The organism is Streptomyces sp. NPDC002698 (genome assembly GCF_042888945.1).
Taxonomy (GTDB): Bacteria; Actinomycetota; Actinomycetes; order Streptomycetales; family Streptomycetaceae; genus Streptomyces.
Genome location: NZ_JBIAQM010000004.1, coordinates 440,902 through 462,382 on the forward strand (window position 1 = coordinate 440,902; position 21,481 = coordinate 462,382).

The window sequence follows — 21,481 nt, forward strand, 5'->3', positions numbered from 1 at the left end:
GGCCATGGATCCTGACTCGCCCATGAGTCTGTGAATACGGGAAGTCGTCCAGGTCGGTGACTGTCAGTGTGCCGCTCTACAGTTCTGCCGTGTCGAACTCCTACACCACCTTGTGGACCACTGATCTGTGCCGGGAACTCGATCGATCCGGCTACGCGGGCCGGCGTCTCACGATGCTGTTCGGCGGTCCGCACCAGTCGCTGCCGAGCTTCGAACGAGCGGGTGTTCAACCTGGTGACAGGATCTGTCCCGTCCGGGCCTTCCGCACCCGTCTCCATGTGCTGGGCGTCATGGAGGTGGCACGGATCATCCCCTACGAGAATGCAGGGGCGGAACTCCACGATGACGACTACGCGAAGCTTCTGGACTGGAAGCCTCTGAAGTCGGGCTGCGTCACCGAGGTGATACTCGGACCGCCGGGCTCCCCGCTCACATTCGGCACCGTCGTCCCCGCGGATCTCCTGGAACGCCTGACCTTCACTTCTCGCCGGGGTGAACGCACGCTCAGGTACGTCGACGACGGCAGGCTGGTCCGTTCGGTCAGCCTCCAGGGCATCTACCGCCTCACCACCGCCTCCGCTGCCGAGCTTCACCAGCTCGTCGTGGGGAACGGTTCGTGATCGCTTTGCGCTGATCCCGAGGGTTCACGGAACCGCGGCCAGAGCCCTGAAAGCGGCCGGGGCCGCTCGTCGCCTCAGTCGGTCCGGTGCCGACGGCGTGAGGAGCTTCGACGAGTACCGCGCGTGTCGTCGGCCAGGATCACTGGTTCGTGGAGTGTGCGGGCCGTGTCCGACGGACACAACGCCATCGGGGTCCCGGCAGCGGCCGTCTACGCTCTCGGCATGCGGCGCAGCGATGTCACAGGGGGCGACGGTACGTGGGCGGGTCTTTCCCTGGACGTACAGGACCGCAGCCGACCGGGGCTGTGCGTGTTCACTGCCGGTGCGCGACTGCTGGTCTCCCAGCTGTCGCGGCCCGTGTTGCTCGCCGTCGTCGAAGAGCACCACGGGGGCGTGGACTTCTGGCGCGCCGACGGGTACCGCTCCTTCGTCCCGCCGTTGCGTGCCGATGAGGGCCGCGCCCTGGCGGGCAGCCCGCAACGGTGGGCCCACCGCTTTGCGCAGTACCTCATCGACTCGCCGGGCAGCCCGTTGCACGAGGGCCGGTGGCTGCTCTCGTGCGAGAGCCCGCTCCGGCGCTGGCGCCACGCCGATGTCTCGCACGCCGAGTACTGGGGCTCGATGATCGTCGACGGCCATCCGGACGGCTACATCGACTGGTTCCTCCATGCTCATTCGTGGGAGGTCCTGCCACTGCGGCCGATGCCCGATGCCGACGACAGCCGGGTCAAGGCGTACCGCAAGCAGGCCCGTGAAGGGACACTCCCGCCCGTCCTGTTGTGGTGGGTCAGTGGCCTGGACTGCCATCTGATCCTGGACGGTCACGCGCGGTTCGCCGCGGCGGTCGCCGAATCCGTCGAGCCTCCACTGCTGCAGCTGCACCGCACGGTCCCGCGCGATGACCTGGCCACGCGCACGCAGGAAGCCGTGGGCGTCTACGAGGACGAACTGGCACGCTTCGCCGAACTCCGCGCTGTCCACGGCCCCGCCGTCCCGGACGGCTCCGCCACCGCCGGCCCGCGACTCGTCCGCCTCCTTCACGGCTTGAACACCACGGAACAGCCGACTTGGGCCTGGCTCCTGCCCGGCGGGGAAAAGCAGTGGCGTCACATCGCCCGCGAGGTGACAGACAGTCGGAACTGGCCCTGCGCCTGACTTCTGCCGGTTCCTCCCGCCAACCGTGACATCCAGGCGCACCGCCGAAACGGCAGGGGCCGCGCGCCGGGACGAGGTCTGCGCTCAGGCGCGCGGCGTTCCCGCGGAGGTGGTTCTCACCGCGGCTCAGGTGAGTACGGGATCCAGGAACGTGAGGACGCCCGCGTCGGCGTCGAGCCTGGCCCGGGTGCCGATGGGGAACGTCTGCTGGGGCACGCCGTGGCCGATGTCCGCGCCGACGAGGACCGGGATGCCGAGGTCGCCGAGGCGGTCGTGCAGGAGTTCCTCGACGCGCTCGCGTGTGCCGCAGTCGGTGAAGGTGCCGCAGACGATGCCGGCCGCGCCGTCGAAGTATCCGGCGCGGCGCAGCTGGGTGAGGAACCGGTCGAGCCGGAAGGTCTCCTCGTCCACGTCCTCCAGCAGGACGATGCCGCCGCGCGCGGACAGCGAGGTGTCGGTGCCCAGGGAGCAGGCGAGCAGGGTGACCGTGCCGCCCAGGGTGACGCCCTCCGCGGTGCCGCCGACCAGGGGGCGGGAGCCGGGGAAGCGCAGTTCCTTGACCGACGCCGGGTCGGTGAGCAGTGCGGCGAGCCCGTCGAAGTCGGCGCGGCCGGGGTGGAAGCCGCGGATGGCGGGCATCGGTCCGAACAGGCCCGTCCAGCCCAGCTTCACCGCCACCGCCTCAAGCAGCGCCGTGACGTCGGAGAATCCGATGACGGTGCGCGGGGTGGGCGTGCCGATGGCGTCCCAGTCGACCAGTTCCAGGGTGCGCTGGGCGCCGTAGCCGCCGTTCGCGCAGAAGACGGCCGTGAACGCCGGGTCGGTGAGGGCGGTGGTCAGGTCGCGGGCGCGCAGCGCGTCGTCTCCGGCGAGGTATTCGCCGGTCGCCCGCGCGGAGGCGAACACCTCGGGCTGGAGGCCGAGTCCGCGCAGCGACTCCAGGCCGGTCTCCAGGTTCTCCTGGTCGGTCGGTCCGCTGGCGGCGATGACGGCGACACGGTCGCCGGGCTTGGGTGCGGCGGGGCGGACGAGCCCCTCGGAGGGCAGGGTGGGCATGGGGATCCTTGGGGAGTGAGGGTGGGCGACGGGCCGATGCAGGGGTCAGTGGGTTTCCAGGAACGCGGCGATGAGCGCCGCCCGCTCCAGCAGGGAGGACAGCGAGGCGTGTTCGTCCTCGCCGTGGGCGCCGGCGCCCGCAGGGCCCAGACCGTCGACCGTCGGGATGCCGAGCGCGCCGGTGAGGTTGGTGTCACCCGCGCCACCGGAGGAGCCGAGGGGCAGGTCCAGGCCCAAGGCGAAGGCGAGCGCGGTCAGTTCGGCCGCCAGGGGGTTGGCCGGGTCCATCGCCCAGGCCGGGCGGTGGGACAGCGTCTCGGCGGACAGGACGGCCCGCTGCCGCACCGGAGTCGGTTCCGACAGGGCGGACAGCAGGGCCCGTTCGGTCTCGGCGGTGGCATAACGCAGGCCGATCTCCGCCTCCGCGTGGTCGGCGACCACGTTGGCGCGGGTACCGCCGGTGATCGTGCCGACGTTCAGCGCGGCGTCGGGGAGGGCGGCGGCCGTCGCCCGCAACCCCGCCAGCTGGTCCACGAGTTCGTCGATCGCGGAGACGCCGAGCGCGGCGTCGAGGCCGGCGTGGGCGCTGACCCCGCGCACGCTCAGCCGCACCCGGGCCACCCCGCGTCGGCCGATCTTCAGCGCGCCGCCGGGCAGGGGCGGTTCGAGACCGAGTACCGCGTGGGCGCCCTCGGCGTGCCGGGCCACGAGGCGGCTGCCGTCGGGGCTGCCGATCTCCTCGTCGTTGACCACCAGGAGTCGTACCGGACGCCTGGGCGTGGTGCCCGTACGGGACAGCAGGTCCATGGCCAGTTCGACGGCCACCAGGGAGCCCTTCATGTCGAAGACCCCGGGGCCGGTGACCGTGTCGCCGTCCTCGGCGAGGGTGAAGGGGCGCCGGGCGACCGTCCCGGCCGGGAAGACGGTGTCGCTGTGGGCCACGAGCAGCGTATGTCCGGGGCGGGAGCCGTCGTCCGTCCCGCGCCCGTTCCAGTACGCCACCAGGTGGTCGCCGCCCGGTCCCGGCGGCTGTTCGACGCGGTCGGCGGTGGCGGCGAGGCCCGTGGCCAGTTCCCTGCCGAACACGGCCGCGCGGTCCGCGTCGCCGGACGGGGTCTCCAACGCGACCAGGCGTTCCCAGCGTTCCAGCACCGTGTCGCCGAACGTGCGGGCCAGGGCGAGGAGTTCGGCGGGCTCAGCCATAGCAGTTCTCCACGGCCGAGGTGACGACCCGGGTCAGCGCGCGGAAGCAGCGGATCGCCTCGTACATCGTCGGCAGCGTGAACCGCACGGTCAGCGGGTCGGTCTGGACGACCCCGGGGATGTAACTGGCGGCGGGCGCCAGGTGGGCGGCGTCGAAGGACACCTCGTAGGTGTAGCCCCCGGCGGGCGGGGCGAGCGGACCGGTGGGGGCGGGCAGGGCCGCGAGGCCTTCGCGGGCGGCCTCGGTGATCCGGGCGGCGCTCACCTCGGGCGGCAGGCAGATCGCGGAGTAGCGGTCCACGCAGGTCTTGACCACGGCGTGGGCGGCGTGCGGTGCCCAGCCGCGGGCGTCCTCGCAGCACAGGTCGTCGCCGGTGACCAGGACCACCGGGACGCCGTACTCGTCGGCGAGCAGCGCGTTCATCCGGCCCTCGGAGGCCGGTTCGCCGTTGATCCGCACCGCGGTGATGGTGTTGGGCAGATAGGTGTGGGCGAGCACGCCCGGCTGACCGGCGCCGGTGTGGTAGCCGACGAAGGCGACCGCGTCGGGGGAGCGGTCGACGCCCTCCATCATGCCGAGCGGCTTGTGCGTGCCGATCAGCAGCGTGGCCCGTGTGTCGAGCCGGTCGAGGAGCAGGTTGCGCTGGTCGGCGTGGGCCTCGTTGACGAGGATCTCGGTGGCGCCGGCCGCGGCGAAACCGGCGATCGCGGCGTTGACGTCGGCGGTGAGGAACCGCCGGTTGTACTCCCAGCGGGCGTGGCCGGGCTCGCAGTCGTCGGGGAAGGTGACGCCGGTGACGCCTTCCATGTCGGCGGAGATCAGGACCTTCATGCTGCCTTCCCCTCAGGGGTGGTGAGACGGGCGCGGGGACGGATGGTCCAGGTGCGCATGGTGTGCCGGGCCAGTTGGCCGAGGTCCACGTCGAGGCCGATGCCGGGCCGGGAGCGGGGCACGGTGACCATGCCGTCCACGGCGCGGATCGGCGGCGTGACGATGTCCCGCCGGTAGTACTTGTCGGAGCCGGAGACGTCCGAGGGCAGGGTGAAGCCGGGCAGCCCGGCGAGGGCCAGGTTGGCGGCCCGGCCGATGCCGAACTCGTGCATGCCACCGCACCACACCGGCACCCCGGCGTCCAGACACAGGTCGTGCACCGTCTTCGACGGGCCGAGCCCGCCGAGCCGGGACACCTTGATGTTGACGACGTCGGCCGCGCCCAGGTGCAGCGCGGTGCGCAGCACGTCCGGGGTGGTGACCGACTCGTCCAGGCACACCGGGGTGTCCAGGCGGGCGGCGAGCCGGGCGTGGGAGAGCAGGTCGGAGGCGGCGTACGGCTGCTCGATCATCAGCAGGCCGCGGCCGTCCAACTCCGCCAGTACGGGCTCCTGTTCGGGCCGGTAGGCGGTGTTGGCGTCCACCTGGAGGGCGACGCCGGGGAAGGCGTCCTGGACGGCGCGGACCGGTTCGAGGTCCCAGCCTGGGCGGATCTTCAGCTTGATACGGCGGTAGCCGTCGGCGACGTGCCGGGAGACCTGCACGAGCAGCGCGTCGATGGTCGGCTCGATGCCGAGGCTGACCCCGGCGGGCACCGCGTCGGCGCCGGCGCCGAGCAGGTCGGCCAGGGGCTCACCGCGCCGCTTCCCGTACAGGTCCCAGCAGGCCATGTCGAGGCCGGCGCGGGCGAAGTGGTTGCCGCTCACCTTGGCGGTGAGCCGGGCCGCGTCCTCGGGGCGGTCCCAGGGCCGGCCGAGCAGCATCGGGGCGAGGTACTCGCCGAGCACCTGCCAGCAGCTCCAGGTGGACTCGTCGCAGTAGTACGGGTCGGTCGGCGAGGCGCACTCGCCCCAGCCGACGCTGCCGTCCTCGGCGGTCGCGCGGACGACGATGTGCTCCAGGTACGACTTGCGGTGCGAACTGGTCTCGAAGGAGTGGACGAGATCGAGCCGGACCAGCGCCAGCTCGATCTCGGCAAGGGTGACGGTCATGCGGGGTCGTCCTACCGTGCGGGGCCCCGGTCAGGGGCGAGGGGGCGTGCCGGGTGCGGCGGCACGGGGGATGAAGCGGTACGCGGCGAGCCCGCCCGGCAGCCGTACGCAGGAGACGGCCGTGCGGTCGGCGAGCAGCCGGGCGAAGGTGGGCGTGAGGCGGCCGCGCAGCCGGGCGGCGTGCTCCGGGCCGGCCTCGGCGCGCAGCCGGTGCCAGTCGTCGGGCAGGACCACGATCCGGTCGTCGCCGTCGTCGTACACCCGGCCGACGCTCCAGCCGCCCGGCGGCGGACCGGGAGCGGGCGTGGCGGGCCGCGCCGGGGCGTCCAGGTGCCAGGAGACGATGAAGCGGTCGGTGGACTCGCCGGTGGCGGCGCCGAAGCCCGAGGCGCCGTACATCGCGGGCTTGAACGCGTCCACGCCCGCGCCGAGTACGTCCAGGTTGAAGTGGGCGTTGCGGGTCTGCATCGGGTCGTACGCCCAGCGGATCAGCGTCGTCCCCTCCGCGAGGCAGCGGTCGCGCTGGCCGAGCTTGAGCAGCCGTCCGATGCCGAGGCCCTGGCGTTCGTGCGCCACCACGGCCAGCTGCGAGTACTGGTACAGGCGCGGTCCCTGTCCGTCGGTGCCGCGTTCGCGGGCGAGGAAGCTGTAGGTGAATCCCACCAGCGCCTCGCCGAGATAGGCGCCGACGACCAGGCCGCTGTTGTCCTGAAGGGCGGTCAGCAGGCGCGGGTTGAGGCTGCCGTCGCCGGGGCGCAGGCCCATGACCCGCTCGTACAGCGCGACGCAGTCGGCCATCTCCAGCGGGCCGTCCACGTCACGTACGACCAGTGGCGGAGCCGTCCGGGCACCGGCCGCGCACCTCGGTGTCGCCGTCGCGTTCACGAGGCGCTCGCGAGGTGACACGCGGCCCGGCCGCCGACCGGCGCCTGCGCCGGAAGGACCGGCAGGGTCCGCCGGTCACAGCCCGCCTCCGCGCGGCCCGCGGGGTCGAGGCCCGCCCACGCAGGGCAGCGCGGATGGAACCGGCAGCCCCCGGGCACGTCCGTCGGGTCCGGCGGTTCGCCCTGGAGCAGCCGGGGCCGCCGCTCACCGCGCCCGCCCTCCGCGGACACCACCGACAGCAGCGCCTTGGTGTACGGGTGCTTGGGCGCGAGCAGGACCTCCTCCACGGTGCCCACCTCGACGATCCGGCCCAGGTACATCACCGCCACCCGGTCGGCGATGTTCCAGGCAAGACCCAGGTCGTGACTGACCACCAGGGAGGACAGGCCGAGGTCGCGGCGCAGGTCGAGGACGAGCTTGAGGATCTCGCCGCGTACGGAGGCGTCCAGCGAGGCCACCGGTTCGTCGGCCACGATCACCGAGGGCTCCAGCGCCAGCGCGCCCGCGATCACCACGCGTTGCTGCTGCCCGCCGGACATCTCGTGCGGGAAGCGGGACAGGAACTGCTCCGGAGGGCGCAGCCCGGCCTTGGACAGGGCGGTGTGCACGCGCTGTTCGAGGCCGTCCTTCATCCGGTGCAGCCGGGGACCCTCGGCGACCGCGTCGAACACGTTCTGCCGCGGGTTCAGGGCGCCGCCGGGGTCCTGGAGGACGAACTGGACCTTGCGGCGGTGCGCCTTGAGCGCGGCGCTGGTGTAGCGCAGCGGCGCGCCGTCGCACAGCACCTCGCCCGATGTGGGCTTGACCAGTCCGGTCAGGGCGCGGGCCAGGGTGGACTTGCCGCATCCGGACTCGCCGATCAGGGCGAGGATCTCGCCGCGGCCCAGCTGGAGGTCGACGCCGTCCACCGCGCGGGCGGGGCCGCGGCCCGCCCGGGGCGGATAGGTGATGTGCAGGTCGCGGACCTCCAGCGCGGGCGCCGTGGCCGCGTCGGGTCCGGTGACCGTGCCCGTGGTGGTGACGGTCATGAGCGGGCTCCTTCCGCGGACGGTTCGGGCACGGGCGGGGCCGTGGAGAGGTTCGGGAAACCGGGCAGCACCCGCAGGCACGCCGACTGTCGTCCGGGACCGGACGGCCACAGCTCGACGGGGGTGCTGTCGCAGACCTCGTGCACGTCGGGGCAGCGCGCCGCGAACGGGCAGCCGGGGCCGAGGGCGGCCGGGTCGGGCGGGTCGCCGGGCAGGCCGGCCGGCGCCCTGCGGGAGGCGGGGTCGCCGATGGTGGGGAAGGCGCGGGACAGCGCCCGGGTGTAGGGGTGCTCCGGGTCGTCCAGGAGCTGCCGGGAGGGGCCGGACTCCACCAGCTCGCCGGCGTACATCACCGCCAGCCGGTCGCACATCTGGCCGAGGACGGACAGATCGTGGCTGATCATGATGACGCCGATGCCCTCGTCGCGCACCAGGTCCGACAGCAGGTCCAGGATCTGGGCCTGCACCATCACGTCCAGCGCCGTGGTGGGCTCGTCCGCGATGATCAGGTTCGGGCGGCAGGCCAGCGCCATCGCGATCATGACGCGCTGGCGCTGCCCGCCGGAGAACTCGTGCGGATAGCTGCGCATCCGCCGCGCCGGGACGCCCACCGACTCCAGCAGCTCGGCCGCGCGGGCGCGGGCCTGCTTCTCGGTGATCCGGCCGCCCTCCTCGCCGGCCCTGCGACCGTGCAGCAGGATCGGCTCGACGAGCTGGTCGCCGATGGTGTGCACCGGGTTGAGGGCGGTCATCGCGCCCTGGAAGACCACGGAGGCCTCCGCCCAGCGCACCGCGCGCATCCGGCTCCAGTTCGCGGTGAGCAGGTCCTCGCCCTGGTACAGCACCTGTCCGGTGACCTCGGCGGCGGCCGGCAGCAGCCGCAGCAGGCTCATCGCCAGGGTGGACTTGCCCGAGCCGGACTCGCCGGCCAGGCCGAGCGTCTGCCCGGCGTCCAGGGTGAGGTCCACCCCGCGCACGGCGGGCACCGTGCGCCCGCCACTGTGATACGTGACCTTGAGGTCCCTGACCTCCAGCATCGCGTTCAACGTGTCTTCACCGACCTCGGGTTGAGAAGGGTCTCCACGGCGCGGCCGGTCAGGGTGAAGCCGAGGACGACGATCAGGATGGCGATGCCCGGCGGGTACAGGTACCACCAGGCGCCGGCGGTGACGGCGCCGCCGCTCAGCGCCGAGTTGAGCATCGCGCCCCAGGAGATGCCGGTCGGGTCGCCCAGACCGAGGAAGGTCAGGGTCGCCTCGGACAGGATCGCCGAGGCCACCGTCAGCGTGGAGGAGACCAGGATCAGCGGGGTGACGTTCGGCAGGACGTGCCGCAGCATCACCTGCGGCCCGCCCGCGCCCAGCGCCCTGGCCCGTTCGATGAACGGCTTGGCCTCCACCGCGAGGGTCTGCGCCCGTACCAGCCGGGCCGTGGACGACCAGCTGGTCACCGCGATGGCGATGGTGATGGACGCGGTGCCCTGCCCGATCACCGCCGACAGCGAGATGGCCAGCGGCAGGCTGGGCAGCGCGATGAACCAGTCGGTGAGGTGCATCAGCGCCTTGCCGATCCAGCCGCCGTAGTGCCCGGCGACCAGGCCGACCGCGCTGCCGAGCACCACCGTCAGGACCGTGGCCATCAGACCGATGGACAGCGAGGAGCGGGCTCCCCAGATGACCAGCAGCAGGATGGAACGTCCCTCCTGGTCGGTGCCGAGCGGATAGCCGTCGGTGGGGGAGTGCAGCGAGGGGCCGTCCACCTTGATGACGTCGAGGTCGTCACCCGAGATGAACAGCGGCGCGCACACGGCCAGCAGGCCGAACACGACCAGGATGGTGAGGCCGGCCACGCCGGAGCGGATGCGGACGAAGGAGCGTACGAAACCGGCGAATCCGTCGCGGCGCGGTGTCGGCGCGGCCGGTGCGACCGGCGGCGCGGGGTCGGCTCCCGCCCGCGGCGGGGAGACGGCCTCGGTGAGGGGTTCGTGGTGGGTCACTGGGCACGCACCCGGGGGTCGAGGAAGCGGTAGATCACGTCGGCGAGGAGGTTCATGAGGATCACCGACGCGCTGAAGACGATGAACGTGCCCTGGAGCAGCGGCAGATCGGGCACCTTCAGGGCCTGGTAGCTGAGCTGGCCGAGACCTGGCCAGGAGTAGACGGTCTCCACGGTGATGGCACCGCCGAGCACCGTGCCCAGGTGCATGAAGATCATCGTGACCGAGGGCAGCAGCGCGTTGGGCACCGCGTGCCTGCGCCGTACGTCGTCGTCACGCAGCCCCTTGGCCCGTGCGGTGAGCAGGTACGGGCTGCCCAGCTCGTCGATGATCGACGAGCGCATGACGGCGACGTACTGGGCGAAGATCACCAGGACCATGGTCAGACAGGGCAGGACGAGGTGTTCGGCCACGTCGAGGACGTGGTCCAGGCCGCCGGTGATCGCCGGGTCGCTCATCCCGCCCGCGGGCAGGAAGCCGGGGACCGGGCCGATGCCGACGCTGAAGGTGATCAGCAGGATCATGCCCAGCCAGAAGGTCGGCACCGACCACAGCGTCAGGGAGGCGCCGGTGGCGATGCGGTCCAGCCAGCTCCCGTGCCGCCAGCCGGACCTGATGCCGAGCCAGAGGCCGAGCACCACCGAGATGACGGTGGCGGTGCCCATCAGCAGCAGGGTCGGCCACAGCCGGTCGCCGATGAGGGAGCTGACCGGCTGCTGGAACTCCCAGGATTCTCCGAGGTGACCGGTCAGGGTGTCGGTGACGAAGTGGAGGAACCGTTCGGGCACCGACTGGTCCAGGCCGAGCTGATGGCGCAGCTGAGCCATCTGCGCGTCGCTGGTCGGCCGGCCGCGGGTGATGGACTGCACCGGGTCGGCCGGCATCAGGCTGAACAGGACGAAGCCGATGACGAGGGTGGCCAGGAAGCTGACGGCCGCGGCCACCAGCTTCGTGACCAGGTAGCGCGCGAATCCGGAGCCGGGCCGGCGCCCGCCGCTCGATGCGGCGGGCGCGGCCGTGACGCCGGTGGCGTCGATGGTGTCGGCCACGGTCTACTCGCGGTCGTCGGAGGAGGAGCGGCGGCGGGCCATGAACACGCCGCCCGCGGCCAGGACGACCACCGCGGCCGCCGAAGCGCCGATCAGCGTGCCGGAGCTGCCGCCCGAGGAGGAGGACGAGGCCTTGGCGGGGGTCGCGTTCAGGTACTGCTCGAAGGAGACCTGCGCGGGGTAGGCGCCGGCGGAGTTCGCCTTGCCGGCCACGATGCCGCCCACGCGGTCGGTGCGGTACGCGGCGAGACCACTGGCGTTGTAGATCATGATGTTCTCGTTGGCCTTGTACAGGATGGCCTGCATCTGCCGCAGCAGATCCGCCCGCTCCTCGTCGTCGAAGGCGCTCTGCTGACGCAGGAACAGGTCGTCGTAGTCCTTGTCGCAGAAGAACGAGTCCGTGCTGCCGCCCTCGCCCTTGCTGTCGGGCAGCGCCGAGCAGGTCTGGATGCCCAGCAGGTACGTCGGGTCGGGACCGGTCGACCAGGAGTCCATCAGGATGTCCCAGTCGCCCTTGGCCAGGTCGGCGTTGAGCTTGGAGGAACTCATCGACTGGATGCCGACCTTGACGCCGATCTCCTTGAACCAGCCCGCGAGGTACGTGGACACCTTGGCGTCGCCGTCGTCGTCGGAGTGGATGCCCAGGCGGAACTCCAGCTTGCGCTTCGACTTCGGGTCGACCCGGACACCGTCCGAGCCCTTCTTGTAACCCGCCTCGTCCAGCACGGAGTTGGCCTTGGCCGGGTCGTAGCCGAACTTCTCCGAGTCGGAGGGCTGCCACGCGTACTGCGGCAGGGACTGCGGCAGATAGCTGCCACCGACCTCCGCCAGGCCGTTGCGGACCTTCTTCACGATGGTCGCCCGGTCGATGGCGAGGGCCAGCGCCTCACGCACCTTGACGTCGCCGAGCGCCGGGTGACCGGTGCCGATCTTCTTGCCGTCGCGGGTGCGGGCGCCGCCGTTGACCTCGATGCCGCTCCAGCGGTTGCCGACCTGCTCGTAGGCCTTGATGCCGGACTGACCCTTGAGCGCCTGGTACTGGGTGGGGTTGAGACCGCTGACGTAGTCCAACTGCCCCGAGCGCAGGGCCGCCACCGCGGCGTCCGTGTTCTTGAACGACTGCTCGATCATGTGGTCGTACTTGGGCGCGCCGAGCACGAAGTCCTTGTTCGCGTCGAACTTGGCGTACTGCTCGGGCTTGTAGTCCGTCAGCGTCCACGGGCCGTAGCCGACGATCGGGAAGCTGTCGTTCTTGTAGTTCTTCAGGTCCTTCACGTGGGATTCCCAGACGTGCTTCGGCACGATCGGGATGCCCGACACCGGGATGCTGACCGACAGCATGGTGGCCTGCGGCTTCTTGGTCTTCACGATCAGCGTGGTGGCGTCCGGCGCGGTGACCGACGCGAAGTTGCTCACCAGGGAGCCGTTGGCGGTGGCCGCCGTGGAGTTGCTCATGATCAGGTTGAACGTCCAGGCGGCGTCCTCGGCCGTGATCGGCTTGCCGTCGCTCCACTTCAGACCCTTGTGGATCTTGAAGGTCCAGGTGAGCTTGTCGCTGGAGGTCGTCCAGGAGTCCGCCAGGTACGGCTTGACGGTGCCGTCCTGCTCCACCGTGTCCAGCGCCGGGTAGATGCCGGCGAACACGTCCAGGCTGCCCGCGAAGTAGGCCAGGAACGGGTTCAGGGAGTCGATGCCGATGCCGGTGATCGGCATCCGGAGCGTGCTGCCGCCGTCGTCGGCCACGGCGGCCGGCGCGAGGGTGAGGCCTGCGGCGGTACCGAGCAGCAGTGACGTGGCCAGCGCGGCGGCCTTGCGGCCGATTCTGTGCGCGGGGGCGGGCTTGGTCATCGTGGACTTCTCCTGTGGTGCCGGCGGCACGGGGCCGCGAAGGGACGGGAGGTGGGACGAGGCCGCTGCGCCGCGGACCCGGGGCGGGCCGTACGGCGCGACGGTGGGTGCATGTTGCACTTATTGGTCCATGCATTGGTGGGTGCATTGGTTCATGCATTGGTCCATGCATGCATGGGTGCATGCGTACGGCGGGACGGTGGGGCTCTGGTGGGCGGGGGAGGGGTTGGTTCGTGGCTCCGCGGCGGGCCCGCGCGGGGTTCAGCGGAGGTGCGAGGCGGTCATCGCTCCGCCTTCCGGGACCCGGTGCCGGTGCGCAGGAAGTCCTCCAGCACCCGTACGCCGAACTCCAGGCTGCTGACGAGGACCTGCTCGTCGACGCCGTGCACATACCGCCACGCGTCGAAGCCGGGCGGGGTCAGGCCGGGACCGAACCCGTAGCACTGGATGCCCAGTCGGGCGAACGCCTTGGCGTCGGTGCCGCCCGACATGATGAACGGAAGCACCAGCGCCTCGGGATCGGCGCGGCGCAGCGCCGCCGCCATCTCCTCGAACTCGGCCGAGGTGTGGTCCGCGGAGACCGGCGCGGCGAAACTGTGGAAGGACCGCGAGACCTTCTCGCCGAGCAGGGCGTCCACGGTCGCGAAGAAGTCCTCCTCCGCGCTCGGCAGGATCCGGCCGTCCACGCCGGCCGTCGCCTCGCTCGGAATGACGTTGTGCTTGTAACCCGCCTTCATCATGGTCGGGTTGAGCGTGTTGGCGACGGTGGCCTCGACCAGCTTGGCCGCCTCGCCCAGCTGCGCGAGCGACGCGGGGTCCGCCGGGTCGACCGTGACGCCCAGACGGGCGGAGAGCCCCTCCAGCAGCGCGGCCACCGGAGGCACGATCCGCACCGGCCAGCGGTGCGCCGCCAGCGCTGCGAGGGTGGCCGCCAGGGTGGCGACGGCGTTGTCCGTGCCCGGCCGGGAGCCGTGGCCCGCCGCGCCGCGCGCCGTCAGGTCCATCCAGGCGCTGCCGCGCTCGCCGACGGCGATCGGGTAGAGCCGGGAGGCGTCCGGCAGATGGACCGAGTAGCCGCCGGACTCGCCGATCGCGGTGGTCACGCCCTCGAAGAGGTCCGCGTGCCGGTCGACGAGGAAGCCCGCCCCCAGCTCGCCGGTGTCCTCCTCGTCCGCGACGAACGCCATCACGATGTCACGCGCCGGCCTCACCCCGCGGCGCGCCCAGGACCGGGCGGCCGCGAGCATCATCGCGTCCATGTCCTTCATGTCCAGCGCCCCGCGGCCGAGGATCACGCCGTCGCGTATCTCCCCGCAGAACGGGTCGAAGCTCCAGTCGGCGGGCTCGGCCGGAACCACGTCGAGGTGGCCGTGGACCAGCAGGGCCGGGGCCTCGCGGTCCTCGCCGGGGATGCGGACCACGGTGCTGGCCCGGCCCGGCGCCGATTCCAGCACGACCGGCTCGTAGCCGGACTCGGCGAGCAGTCCGGCGGTCCACTCGGCCGCCTCCCGCTCACCGCGGGAGTCGCCGCCGCCGTAGTTGCTGGTGTCGAAACGGATCAACCGGGCGCACAGCTCGGTGACTTCGGAGATCAGTGCGGCGTCCTCGGCGGGGGAGAGAGTGCCGCCGTCGTGACGGAGAGAGGGGTCGTTCATGAAGAGGAACCACTTGCTTTCCCGGCGGCAGGACGCGAGGACGGGGCCTCTGCCGTCGATGGCTCAGCGAGACGGACTCGCGGAAACGGGGAACAGGCGGGACGGGGGAGGGAGGAGGCATTCACCGCGCGGGCGGGGGCTCTTCCTCGGGTACGGAGGGTAAGCCGGACGGGTCCGTGGCGCGGGCGCCGGGAAGGCCGGCGACGGGAAGACCGGTGCCGGGAAGTCCGGCGACGGGTCCCGGGAGATCCGGCGCGCCCTCCGCCTCGCCCGCGGCCGCGACGGACGGCGTCTGTCCCAGGCCGTAGCTGCCCAGGGAGCGGAAGAGCTCCGCCCGGCGCCGGCTGCGCCGGGCCGCCCCCTTGGCACCCGCGGCGGCCAGCGCCGCCAGCACATGGGCCGCCGCCGCCACCGCCGTCGGCGAGTGGTGCGGAGACTCGCTGCGGGTGTCCACCGCCAGGACGTGCGTGGCGAAGGAACACACCGGACTGGTGTAGCTGTCGGTCAACGCGATCACCGAGGCGCCCAGCGCGTGGAACTCCCGGGCCACGTCCACCGTCAGCCGGCTGTAGTTGCGGAAGCTGAACACGACCAGGACGTCGTCCGCGTGCGCGTCGCTGATCGCGTTGACCGTCGCGCCCGTCGCCGGCTGCACGAGGAACACGTCCCGCATGCTGCTGGTGAGGTCGCTGGTCAGCAGTGACGCGTACCCGGCCGACTTCAGGTCGCCGAGCACCCACCGCCGCCGCGCCCGCAACAGGGCCGCGGCCGCCAGCTCCAGAGCGCCGTTGGCCTGGAGATCGGCCAGCGTGCGACGGAGGTTGCCCTCCTCCGCGGTGATCATCCGGCGCAGCGCCGACCGCTCCCGCGGCTCGGACTCCGGATCGCGGCTGGTGAACCGCAGATCCGGCTCGGCCAGGCGCAGGCCGCTCTCCCGGGCCGCCAGCAGACGCAGGTCGTCGGTGGAGGCGACCCCGGCCGCCGCCAGTAGTCCGTCGAGGTCCGCGGCGCTCGCGTCGGCCGCCCGCAGCAGCTGACCGGGGCGCCGCTCCAGCGAGGCCGGGTAGTCCTCCGCCAGCACTTCGAACAGGCGCTGCGCGGCGGGGCCGCACAGCACGGCGGCCGCACGCAACAACTCGAGGGTCGGCGTCGGCGCCAGCGGTCCGGTCACTGCTCACCCCTCCTGTTCAGGGCGGCCCACACCCGTGGGTCCGGCTGCTGAACGGCATCTCTGCTGACAGTTAAACAGCGGCGTCAGATTGCTTGATCTAAGCGATGCGTGAGTCTTACTGTCGCCGCATGACCTCGTCAAGAGCCACCGGCGCGGAAAACTTTTCGGCCGATCCCCCCACCTCGCAGCAGAACTCGCGTCGCGCCACGGACGATTCCGTACAGCCCGACGACGAATCGGGCGGCAGGGCGGGAAGGACCGACCCCACGGACACCGGTCGGGGCGCGCCGCCCGACAGCGCGGACACCGGCGACGTGCTCGCCGCCTCCGTCGCCCGTGTCCGCCGCGCCGCAGGGCTCACGCTGAGCGCGGTGGCCACCCGGGCCGGCGTCTCACCGGCCTACGTCTCGCAGATGGAGTCCGGCGCCGCCAACCCCACGGTCCGCACCCTCGGCCAGATCGCCGACGCCCTCGGAGCCACCCCCGCCGAACTCCTCGGCGGAACCGGCCCGGTCACCGGCGCGGCCGCCCCGGCCTTCCCGCCGCGCTTCGCCCCGGCACCGCTGCTCGCCCAGGCCGACGGGCACCACGGCATCTGGGACCTCACGGCCCCCGGCGCGAGCCGGATCGGAGCCCGGCTGCTCCACGCCGACCTCGGCGACCACGACCACCCGACAGCCCACCCCGGCGAGGAGTTCGCGCTCGTCCTCGCCGGCTCCTGCCGGGTGTCGGTGGGCGGCGTCGTACGGCTGCTGCGCCGCGCCGACAGCTGCCACTTCGCCGCCACCGACGAACACCACTTCACCGACCCCAGCGACGACCTGCTGATGCTGGTCGTCCTCACCGAGGAGTAGCCCCGTGTCCACCGCTCCCTCCCTGCCCGCACCCCGCGCGGGGACCCCGCTGCCCGACGGACTGGCCGCGGCCGCCTCACCCGAGACGGCCCCCGAGGTGTGGCCGCTGACCGCCCGCACCGTCGAGGGCCGGCTGCACGTGGGCGGGGTCGCCCTGGACGACCTGGCCGACGCCTGCGGCACCGCGCTGTACGTGGTCGACGAGGCCGACTTCCGCCACCGGGCCCGGCTGTGGCGCGAGTCCGGCGCGGACCGGGTGCACTACGCCTCCAAGGCGTTCCTGTGCGCGGAGATGGTCCGCTGGGTCGACTCCGAGGGGCTGCACCTGGACGTGTGCAGCGGCGGCGAGCTCCGGCTCGCCGTGGACACCGGCTTCGACGCCGCCCGGATCGTCTTCCACGGCAACAACAAGTCCGTACCCGAACTGGAGGCCGCCGTCGCCCACGGCGTCGGCGTCGTGGTCGTCGACTGCCTGGAGGAGATCGACCGGCTCGCGCGCGCCGCCGCGGCGGCCGGCCGGGTCCAGGACGTCTACGTCCGGATCGCCCCCGGCGTCGCCGCCGAGACCCACGACTACATGGCCACCGGCGGCGACGACGTCAAGTTCGGCTTCCCGGTGCGCGGCGGCCACGCCGAGCGGGCCGTGCTCGCCGTCGCGGCGCGCCCCTCGCTGCGGCTCGCGGGCGTGCACTCCCACATCGGCTCGCAGATCACCGCCACCGAGGGGCTGACGCTCGCCGCCGAACGGGTCGCCGCCTTCGTCGCCCTGCTCGCCGAGCGGCACGGCATCACGGTCGCGGAGATCGACCTCGGCGGCGGCGCCGGCATCCCCTACCTGCCGGGCCAGCCCCGCCTGGACCCGGCCGCGTTCACGGCCGCCCTGCGCGCCGGCCTGGAACGGGTGCTGCCCGGCTCACCGGTACGGCTCGCCGTCGAGCCCGGCCGGTCGATGATCGGCACCGCCGGGGTGACGCTCTACCGCGTCGGCGCCGTCAAGGACGGGCTGCGCCGCCGGTTCGTCTCCGTCGACGGCGGCATGAGCGACGCCCTGCGCCCCTCCCTCTACCTCGCCCGTTACACCGCGTGGACCGCCAACCGCCCCGCCGAGGGCGAGCCGGTGCACGCCGTGGTCGTCGGCCGCCACTGCGAGAGCGGGGACGTGGTCGTGCCCGACATCGCCCTGCCGGAGGACATCGCCGCCGGGGACCTCCTCGCGGTCCCCGCCACCGGCGCCTACCACCACGCCATGGCCAGCAACTACAACGCCCAGCTCCGGCCCGCCGTCGTCGCCGTACGCGACGGCCGGGCCCGCCTCATGGTCCGCCGGGAGACCCCGGAGGACCTGCGCCGCCGCGACGCCCACGGCGAGCCGGTGCGGCTGACCGCCGGGTGACCCCGGCGGGGCTCTCCGGCCCCGGGCGCCCTCCGGCCGGAGCCGTGCGCACCTGTCGCTCACGCGGCACGCGTGCACGGCTCCCCGCAGGCGCCGCCGAACCGGCACACCGGCCCCGGGCGCTTCCCTCCAGGGGGCTTTCTCCCGGGGACTGCCCCCAAGGACTGCCCCCCGGGACTGCCCCCGGGACTGCTCCCAGGGACTGTCCCCTTCCGGGACTGCCCTCGGGGACTGCCTTCGGGGACTGCCTTCGGGGACTGCCTTCGGGGACTGCCTTCGGGGACTGCCCCCGGGGGCAGTCGCTCCCCAGGCTTCCCCCAAGGGGGCTTCTCCCCGGGGCCGGTGACCCGCACCCACAGCCCCCGCACCCACACAGCTCAGCCCAGCCCACGGCAGCCCACCGCCCAACTCGCTCTCCTCCCGTACTCGGAGTCACCCCATGTCCACCGCGCCTCACCTGCCCTACGGCACCTGGCCGTCCCCGATCACCGCCGAAGCGGTCGCCGACGCCTCCGGATCCACCTCCTGGCCCTCCGGGGCCGGCGAGGAGAACTGGTGGTGCGCCTCCGACCCGGCCACCGCGACCGTACGGCTGCTGCGCAACGCCCCCGGCCACGAGGAGCCCGTCCCGGTGCTCGCCCCCGGCGTCTCCGTGCGCAACCGCTCCCTCGGCTACGGCGGCAAGCCGTACTGGGTACGCGCCGCGGACCCGGCCACAGGCGGCCACCTGCTGGTCTTCACCGACCACCGTGACCAGCGCCTGTACCGCGCCGAGGTGCCCCGCCTCGGGGTCGCCGAGGACAACGCGTTCCCGGTGCCCGTGCCGCTCACCCCGGCCGACCAGCCCGACCGGGAGACCTGCTGGGCCGACCCGGTGACCGGCCCGGACGGGACCGAGGTGTGGTGCGTGCGGGAGACCACCCGCGCCGCCACCGGACCGCACGACGCCGACCCGGCACTCCGCACCGTGCGCGAGATCGTCGCCGTACCGCTGTCCGGTGCCGCCGCCGACGACCCCGGCGCGCTGCGCGTGGTGGCCCGCTCGCACCACTTCCTCTGCGGGCACCGGCTCTCCCCGGACGGCGGGCGGCTCGCCTGGATCGGCTGGGACCACCCCCATATGCCGTGGGACAGCTCGGAGTTGATGGTCGCGGAGCTGCACGACGGCGTCGCGGGCGAGCCCGTCCGGCTACTCGGCGGCAGCCACGACGGCACCGAGGTCTCCGTCTCCCAGGCCGCATGGGCGGGCCCCGACACCCTCTACGCCCTGGCGGACCCGGACGGCTGGTGGAACCTGCACCGCGTCGACCTGGCCACCGACCGGTCGACGCCCACCGCGGTCACCAACGTCCTTCCCCTCCAGGAGGATTGCGCCGGCCCCATCTGGCGTGTCGGCGCGAGCTGGTTCGCCGTGACGCCGTACGGCGTGGTGCTGCCGCACGGCAACGGCCCGCAACGGCTGTCCCGTTGGTCACCCGAGAGCGGCGAACTGACCGAACTCGCCGACGGCTGGAGCGGCTTCGCGGGCGACCTCTGGTCGGACGGCGAACGGATCCTGGTCCGCGCCGCCGACCCGGCCCTCGGCTCGGCCCTGCTGTCGGTGCCCCTGGCCCCCGGCTCCGGCCCGGCCCGACGCACCAGGCCCAAGTCCGAGGACCCGCTGGCCCCTTGGCAGCCCCGGCCCGAACGCCGTACCGTCCACGACGCGCAGGGCCGACCCGTGCACTTCGTGCTGCACCGGCCCACCCACCCCACCGCCACCGCACCCGAGGGCGAACGGCCGCCCCTGCTGGTACAGGTCCACGGCGGTCCGACGAGTTCCACCGGCGTCACCGCCGACCTGGAGTACTCCTTCTTCACCAGCCGCGGCTTCACCGTCGCGGACGTCGACTACGGCGGCTCCACCGGCTACGGCAGGGCCTACCGCGACCGGCTGCGCGGCCAGTGGGGAGCGGTGGACGTCGACGACTGCGTCACCGTCGCCCGCGCCCTGGCCGCCGAGGGCCTGGCGGATCCCGCCCGTACGGCGGTACGTGGCGGCTCGGCCGGCGGCTGGACCACCCTGGCCTGTCTGGTCCACACCGACGTCTTCTGCGCGGGCACGGTCCTCTACCCGATCAGCGACCCGGCACGATGGCGGGCCGAGCAGACCCACGACTTCGAGTCCCGCTACGTGGACACCCTCGTCGGCGAACTCCCGCAGGACCGGGCTCTGTTCGACAAGATCTCACCCGCGGCGAACGCCGACCGCATCACCGTGCCGCTGGTGATGTTGCAGGGCGCGGACGATTTCATCTGCCGCCCCGACCAGGCCACGTGCATCGTGGACAACCTGGCCGAACGCGGAGTGTGGCACCGCTTCCTGCTCTTCGACGGCGAGGGACACGGCTTCCGCCGCGCCGACAGTGTCCGCCGCTCCCTGCTGGCCGAAGTCGCCCTCTACCGCGAGGTCCTCGGCACCCACATCGCCCCCGACGTCTCCCTGGACGCCGACGCCCTGTGATCCGGGACGGCCGGGCGACGCCCCGTGCGTCCCCGGCCGTACGAGTGGCTGATGGTCTCCCGGCGTTGACATCTTTACAGGCGGTCGCTTTACTCCCGGACAGCACCGGAGCCGTGCTCCGGTTCAGAGACACGCCCAGCCGGTATGCAGGCCTCGCGCCACGAGCCCGGCCCAAGTCGCCAGGACGTCCTCACGCGTCCGAGGCGGGGACGTGCCCTCTCCCTCCGGGAGCTCATCCACATGAGCCGTTTCAGCCCCCCTTCCCGCAAGCTCGTGGGCACCGTCGTCGGAGCGGCGGCGCTGGTCGGCGCTCTGGTCGCCCCGGCGGCCACCGCGCAGGCCGCGTCCGTGCCCCTGCCGCCCACACACGTCGGCTTCGACTATCAGATCGGCGGTGCCTACACCCCGCCGGCCGGGGTGAAGGTCGTCACGCGGGACAACGCCGCCTCCCCGGCGGCAGGCCTGTACAACATCTGCTACGTCAACGCCTTCCAGGCGCAGCCGGGTGCCGAGAACGAGTGGGACTCCGACCTGCTGCTGCGCGACGCGTCCGGCAAGGTCGTCTACGACGAGGACTGGGGCGAGGCCTTCCTCGACATCGGCACCGGCGCCAAGCGGCAGCGGATCGCCGGCAAGATCGGAAGCCTGATCGACAGCTGCGGGACCAAGGGCTTCCAGGCGATCGAGCCCGACAACTACGACAGCTACACCCGGTCCGGGAATCGCCTGACGGCCGGCAACGCGCAGGCGTTCATCAAGCTGCTCTCCGCCCGCGCCCACGCGGACAACCTGGCCATCGGCCAGAAGAACACTCCCGAGCTGGCAGGCAACCACACCGCCAACGGCCTGGACTTCGCCGTGGCCGAGGAGTGCGGCCAGTACGACGAGTGCGGCGACTACACCAGCGCCTTCGGAAACAACGTGATAGTGATCGAGTACACCAACTCCGGCAGGTCGAAGGCCTGCAACGGATGGGGCAGCACGCTGAGCATCGTCCAGCGAGACGTGGACGTCAAACCGGCGGGCAGCAGCGGTTACGTGCGCAAGACCTGTTAGACCTGTTGGGCCGCGGGCCGGGTCGA

The 21,481-nt window shown here is 72.5% G+C and carries 18 protein-coding genes; 6 read left to right on the forward strand and 12 right to left on the reverse strand.

All coding sequences use genetic code 11. The features are described from left to right. The first annotated feature begins 89 nt into the window (after window positions 1–89). Both ACFYW9_RS09015 and ACFYW9_RS09020 read left to right on the forward strand, forming a co-directional pair. Window positions 90–620, forward strand: a complete 531-nt coding sequence (locus ACFYW9_RS09015) for a hypothetical protein (protein WP_389146661.1) — start codon at window positions 90–92, stop codon at window positions 618–620. 165 nt (window positions 621–785) lie between these two features. Then, on the forward strand, window positions 786–1,775 hold the full coding sequence (locus ACFYW9_RS09020; protein ID WP_389146664.1) for a hypothetical protein: 990 nt from the start codon (window positions 786–788) through the stop codon (window positions 1,773–1,775). 126 nt (window positions 1,776–1,901) lie between these two features. Here ACFYW9_RS09020 and ACFYW9_RS09025 read toward each other — a convergent pair whose 3' ends face one another. The 12 genes from ACFYW9_RS09025 to ACFYW9_RS09080 all read right to left on the reverse strand — a co-directional run bounded on the left by ACFYW9_RS09025 (window position 1,902) and on the right by ACFYW9_RS09080 (window position 15,649). Next, window positions 1,902–2,831 (reverse strand): LD-carboxypeptidase, encoded by a 930-nt coding sequence (locus ACFYW9_RS09025; protein ID WP_389146667.1) that lies wholly within the window; start codon window positions 2,829–2,831, stop codon window positions 1,902–1,904. Window positions 2,832–2,876: 45 nt separating this feature from the next. Beyond that, a complete protein-coding gene (locus ACFYW9_RS09030) occupies window positions 2,877–4,034 on the reverse strand; it encodes a M20/M25/M40 family metallo-hydrolase (RefSeq protein WP_389146670.1) in 1,158 nt (385 codons plus the stop codon). Continuing rightward, complete coding sequence (locus ACFYW9_RS09035; RefSeq protein WP_351862799.1) at window positions 4,027–4,866, reverse strand: M55 family metallopeptidase; 840 nt, start codon at window positions 4,864–4,866, stop codon at window positions 4,027–4,029. The genes ACFYW9_RS09030 and ACFYW9_RS09035 overlap by 8 nt, the downstream gene beginning before the upstream one ends. Next, on the reverse strand, window positions 4,863–6,017 hold the full coding sequence (menC, locus tag ACFYW9_RS09040) for an o-succinylbenzoate synthase (protein ID WP_389146673.1): 1,155 nt from the start codon (window positions 6,015–6,017) through the stop codon (window positions 4,863–4,865). The genes ACFYW9_RS09035 and menC overlap by 4 nt, the downstream gene beginning before the upstream one ends. Before the next feature lie 30 nt (window positions 6,018–6,047). Beyond that, window positions 6,048–6,902 carry a hypothetical protein gene (locus tag ACFYW9_RS09045; protein ID WP_389146676.1) on the reverse strand — a complete coding sequence of 285 codons (855 nt, stop codon included), beginning with the start codon at window positions 6,900–6,902 and terminating at the stop codon, window positions 6,048–6,050. Further along, complete coding sequence (locus tag ACFYW9_RS09050; protein ID WP_389146679.1) at window positions 6,899–7,930, reverse strand: ABC transporter ATP-binding protein; 1,032 nt, start codon at window positions 7,928–7,930, stop codon at window positions 6,899–6,901. Before ACFYW9_RS09050 ends, ACFYW9_RS09045 begins: the two co-directional genes overlap by 4 nt. After that, window positions 7,927–8,967, reverse strand: coding sequence for an ABC transporter ATP-binding protein (locus tag ACFYW9_RS09055; RefSeq protein WP_389146682.1), 1,041 nt, complete (start codon window positions 8,965–8,967; stop codon window positions 7,927–7,929). The genes ACFYW9_RS09050 and ACFYW9_RS09055 overlap by 4 nt, the downstream gene beginning before the upstream one ends. 5 nt (window positions 8,968–8,972) lie before the next feature. After that, entirely contained in the window at window positions 8,973–9,926 is a 954-nt protein-coding gene (locus tag ACFYW9_RS09060; RefSeq protein ID WP_389146685.1) for an ABC transporter permease, read from the reverse strand. Next, window positions 9,923–10,975, reverse strand: coding sequence for an ABC transporter permease (locus ACFYW9_RS09065; protein WP_389146688.1), 1,053 nt, complete (start codon window positions 10,973–10,975; stop codon window positions 9,923–9,925). The genes ACFYW9_RS09060 and ACFYW9_RS09065 overlap by 4 nt, the downstream gene beginning before the upstream one ends. Window positions 10,976–10,978: 3 nt before the next feature. After that, on the reverse strand, window positions 10,979–12,823 hold the full coding sequence (locus ACFYW9_RS09070; RefSeq protein ID WP_389146691.1) for an ABC transporter substrate-binding protein: 1,845 nt from the start codon (window positions 12,821–12,823) through the stop codon (window positions 10,979–10,981). Window positions 12,824–13,104: 281 nt separating this feature from the next. After that, a complete protein-coding gene (locus ACFYW9_RS09075; protein ID WP_389146694.1) occupies window positions 13,105–14,478 on the reverse strand; it encodes a M20/M25/M40 family metallo-hydrolase in 1,374 nt (457 codons plus the stop codon). Window positions 14,479–14,599: 121 nt separating this feature from the next. After that, the gene (locus tag ACFYW9_RS09080; protein ID WP_389146697.1) at window positions 14,600–15,649 is read right to left on the reverse strand and encodes a MurR/RpiR family transcriptional regulator; all 1,050 of its coding nucleotides are present in this window, start codon (window positions 15,647–15,649) and stop codon (window positions 14,600–14,602) included. A 128-nt stretch (window positions 15,650–15,777) separates the two neighbouring features. On the opposite strand from ACFYW9_RS09080, the gene ACFYW9_RS09085 reads away from it, so the two are divergent. From ACFYW9_RS09085 to ACFYW9_RS09100, 4 genes are all read left to right on the forward strand, one after another. After that, complete coding sequence (locus ACFYW9_RS09085) at window positions 15,778–16,503, forward strand: helix-turn-helix domain-containing protein (RefSeq protein WP_389146700.1); 726 nt, start codon at window positions 15,778–15,780, stop codon at window positions 16,501–16,503. 4 nt (window positions 16,504–16,507) lie between these two features. Then, on the forward strand, window positions 16,508–17,896 hold the full coding sequence (lysA, locus tag ACFYW9_RS09090; RefSeq protein ID WP_389146703.1) for a diaminopimelate decarboxylase: 1,389 nt from the start codon (window positions 16,508–16,510) through the stop codon (window positions 17,894–17,896). A 439-nt stretch (window positions 17,897–18,335) separates the two neighbouring features. Then, complete coding sequence (locus ACFYW9_RS09095) at window positions 18,336–20,399, forward strand: S9 family peptidase (RefSeq protein WP_389146706.1); 2,064 nt, start codon at window positions 18,336–18,338, stop codon at window positions 20,397–20,399. A gap of 240 nt (window positions 20,400–20,639) precedes the next feature. Beyond that, window positions 20,640–21,455, forward strand: a complete 816-nt coding sequence (locus ACFYW9_RS09100) for an endo alpha-1,4 polygalactosaminidase (protein WP_389146709.1) — start codon at window positions 20,640–20,642, stop codon at window positions 21,453–21,455. Window positions 21,456–21,481 lie beyond the last annotated feature (26 nt).

Excerpts from the sequence above, each read along its gene's own strand:
- ACFYW9_RS09025 (WP_389146667.1), bottom strand. The coding sequence starts at position 2,831 with ATGCCCACCCTGCCCTCCGAGGGGCTCGTCCGCCCCGCCGCACCCAAG.
- ACFYW9_RS09035 (WP_351862799.1), bottom strand. The coding sequence starts at position 4,866 with ATGAAGGTCCTGATCTCCGCCGACATGGAAGGCGTCACCGGCGTCACC.
- ACFYW9_RS09030 (WP_389146670.1), bottom strand. The coding sequence starts at position 4,034 with ATGGCTGAGCCCGCCGAACTCCTCGCCCTGGCCCGCACGTTCGGCGAC.
- ACFYW9_RS09055 (WP_389146682.1), bottom strand. The coding sequence starts at position 8,967 with ATGCTGGAGGTCAGGGACCTCAAGGTCACGTATCACAGTGGCGGGCGC.
- ACFYW9_RS09100 (WP_389146709.1), top strand. The coding sequence starts at position 20,640 with ATGAGCCGTTTCAGCCCCCCTTCCCGCAAGCTCGTGGGCACCGTCGTC.
- ACFYW9_RS09075 (WP_389146694.1), bottom strand. The coding sequence starts at position 14,478 with ATGAACGACCCCTCTCTCCGTCACGACGGCGGCACTCTCTCCCCCGCC.
- ACFYW9_RS09050 (WP_389146679.1), bottom strand. The coding sequence starts at position 7,930 with ATGACCGTCACCACCACGGGCACGGTCACCGGACCCGACGCGGCCACG.
- ACFYW9_RS09070 (WP_389146691.1), bottom strand. The coding sequence starts at position 12,823 with ATGACCAAGCCCGCCCCCGCGCACAGAATCGGCCGCAAGGCCGCCGCG.
- menC (WP_389146673.1), bottom strand. The coding sequence starts at position 6,017 with ATGACCGTCACCCTTGCCGAGATCGAGCTGGCGCTGGTCCGGCTCGAT.
- ACFYW9_RS09095 (WP_389146706.1), top strand. The coding sequence starts at position 18,336 with ATGTCCACCGCGCCTCACCTGCCCTACGGCACCTGGCCGTCCCCGATC.
- ACFYW9_RS09085 (WP_389146700.1), top strand. The coding sequence starts at position 15,778 with ATGACCTCGTCAAGAGCCACCGGCGCGGAAAACTTTTCGGCCGATCCC.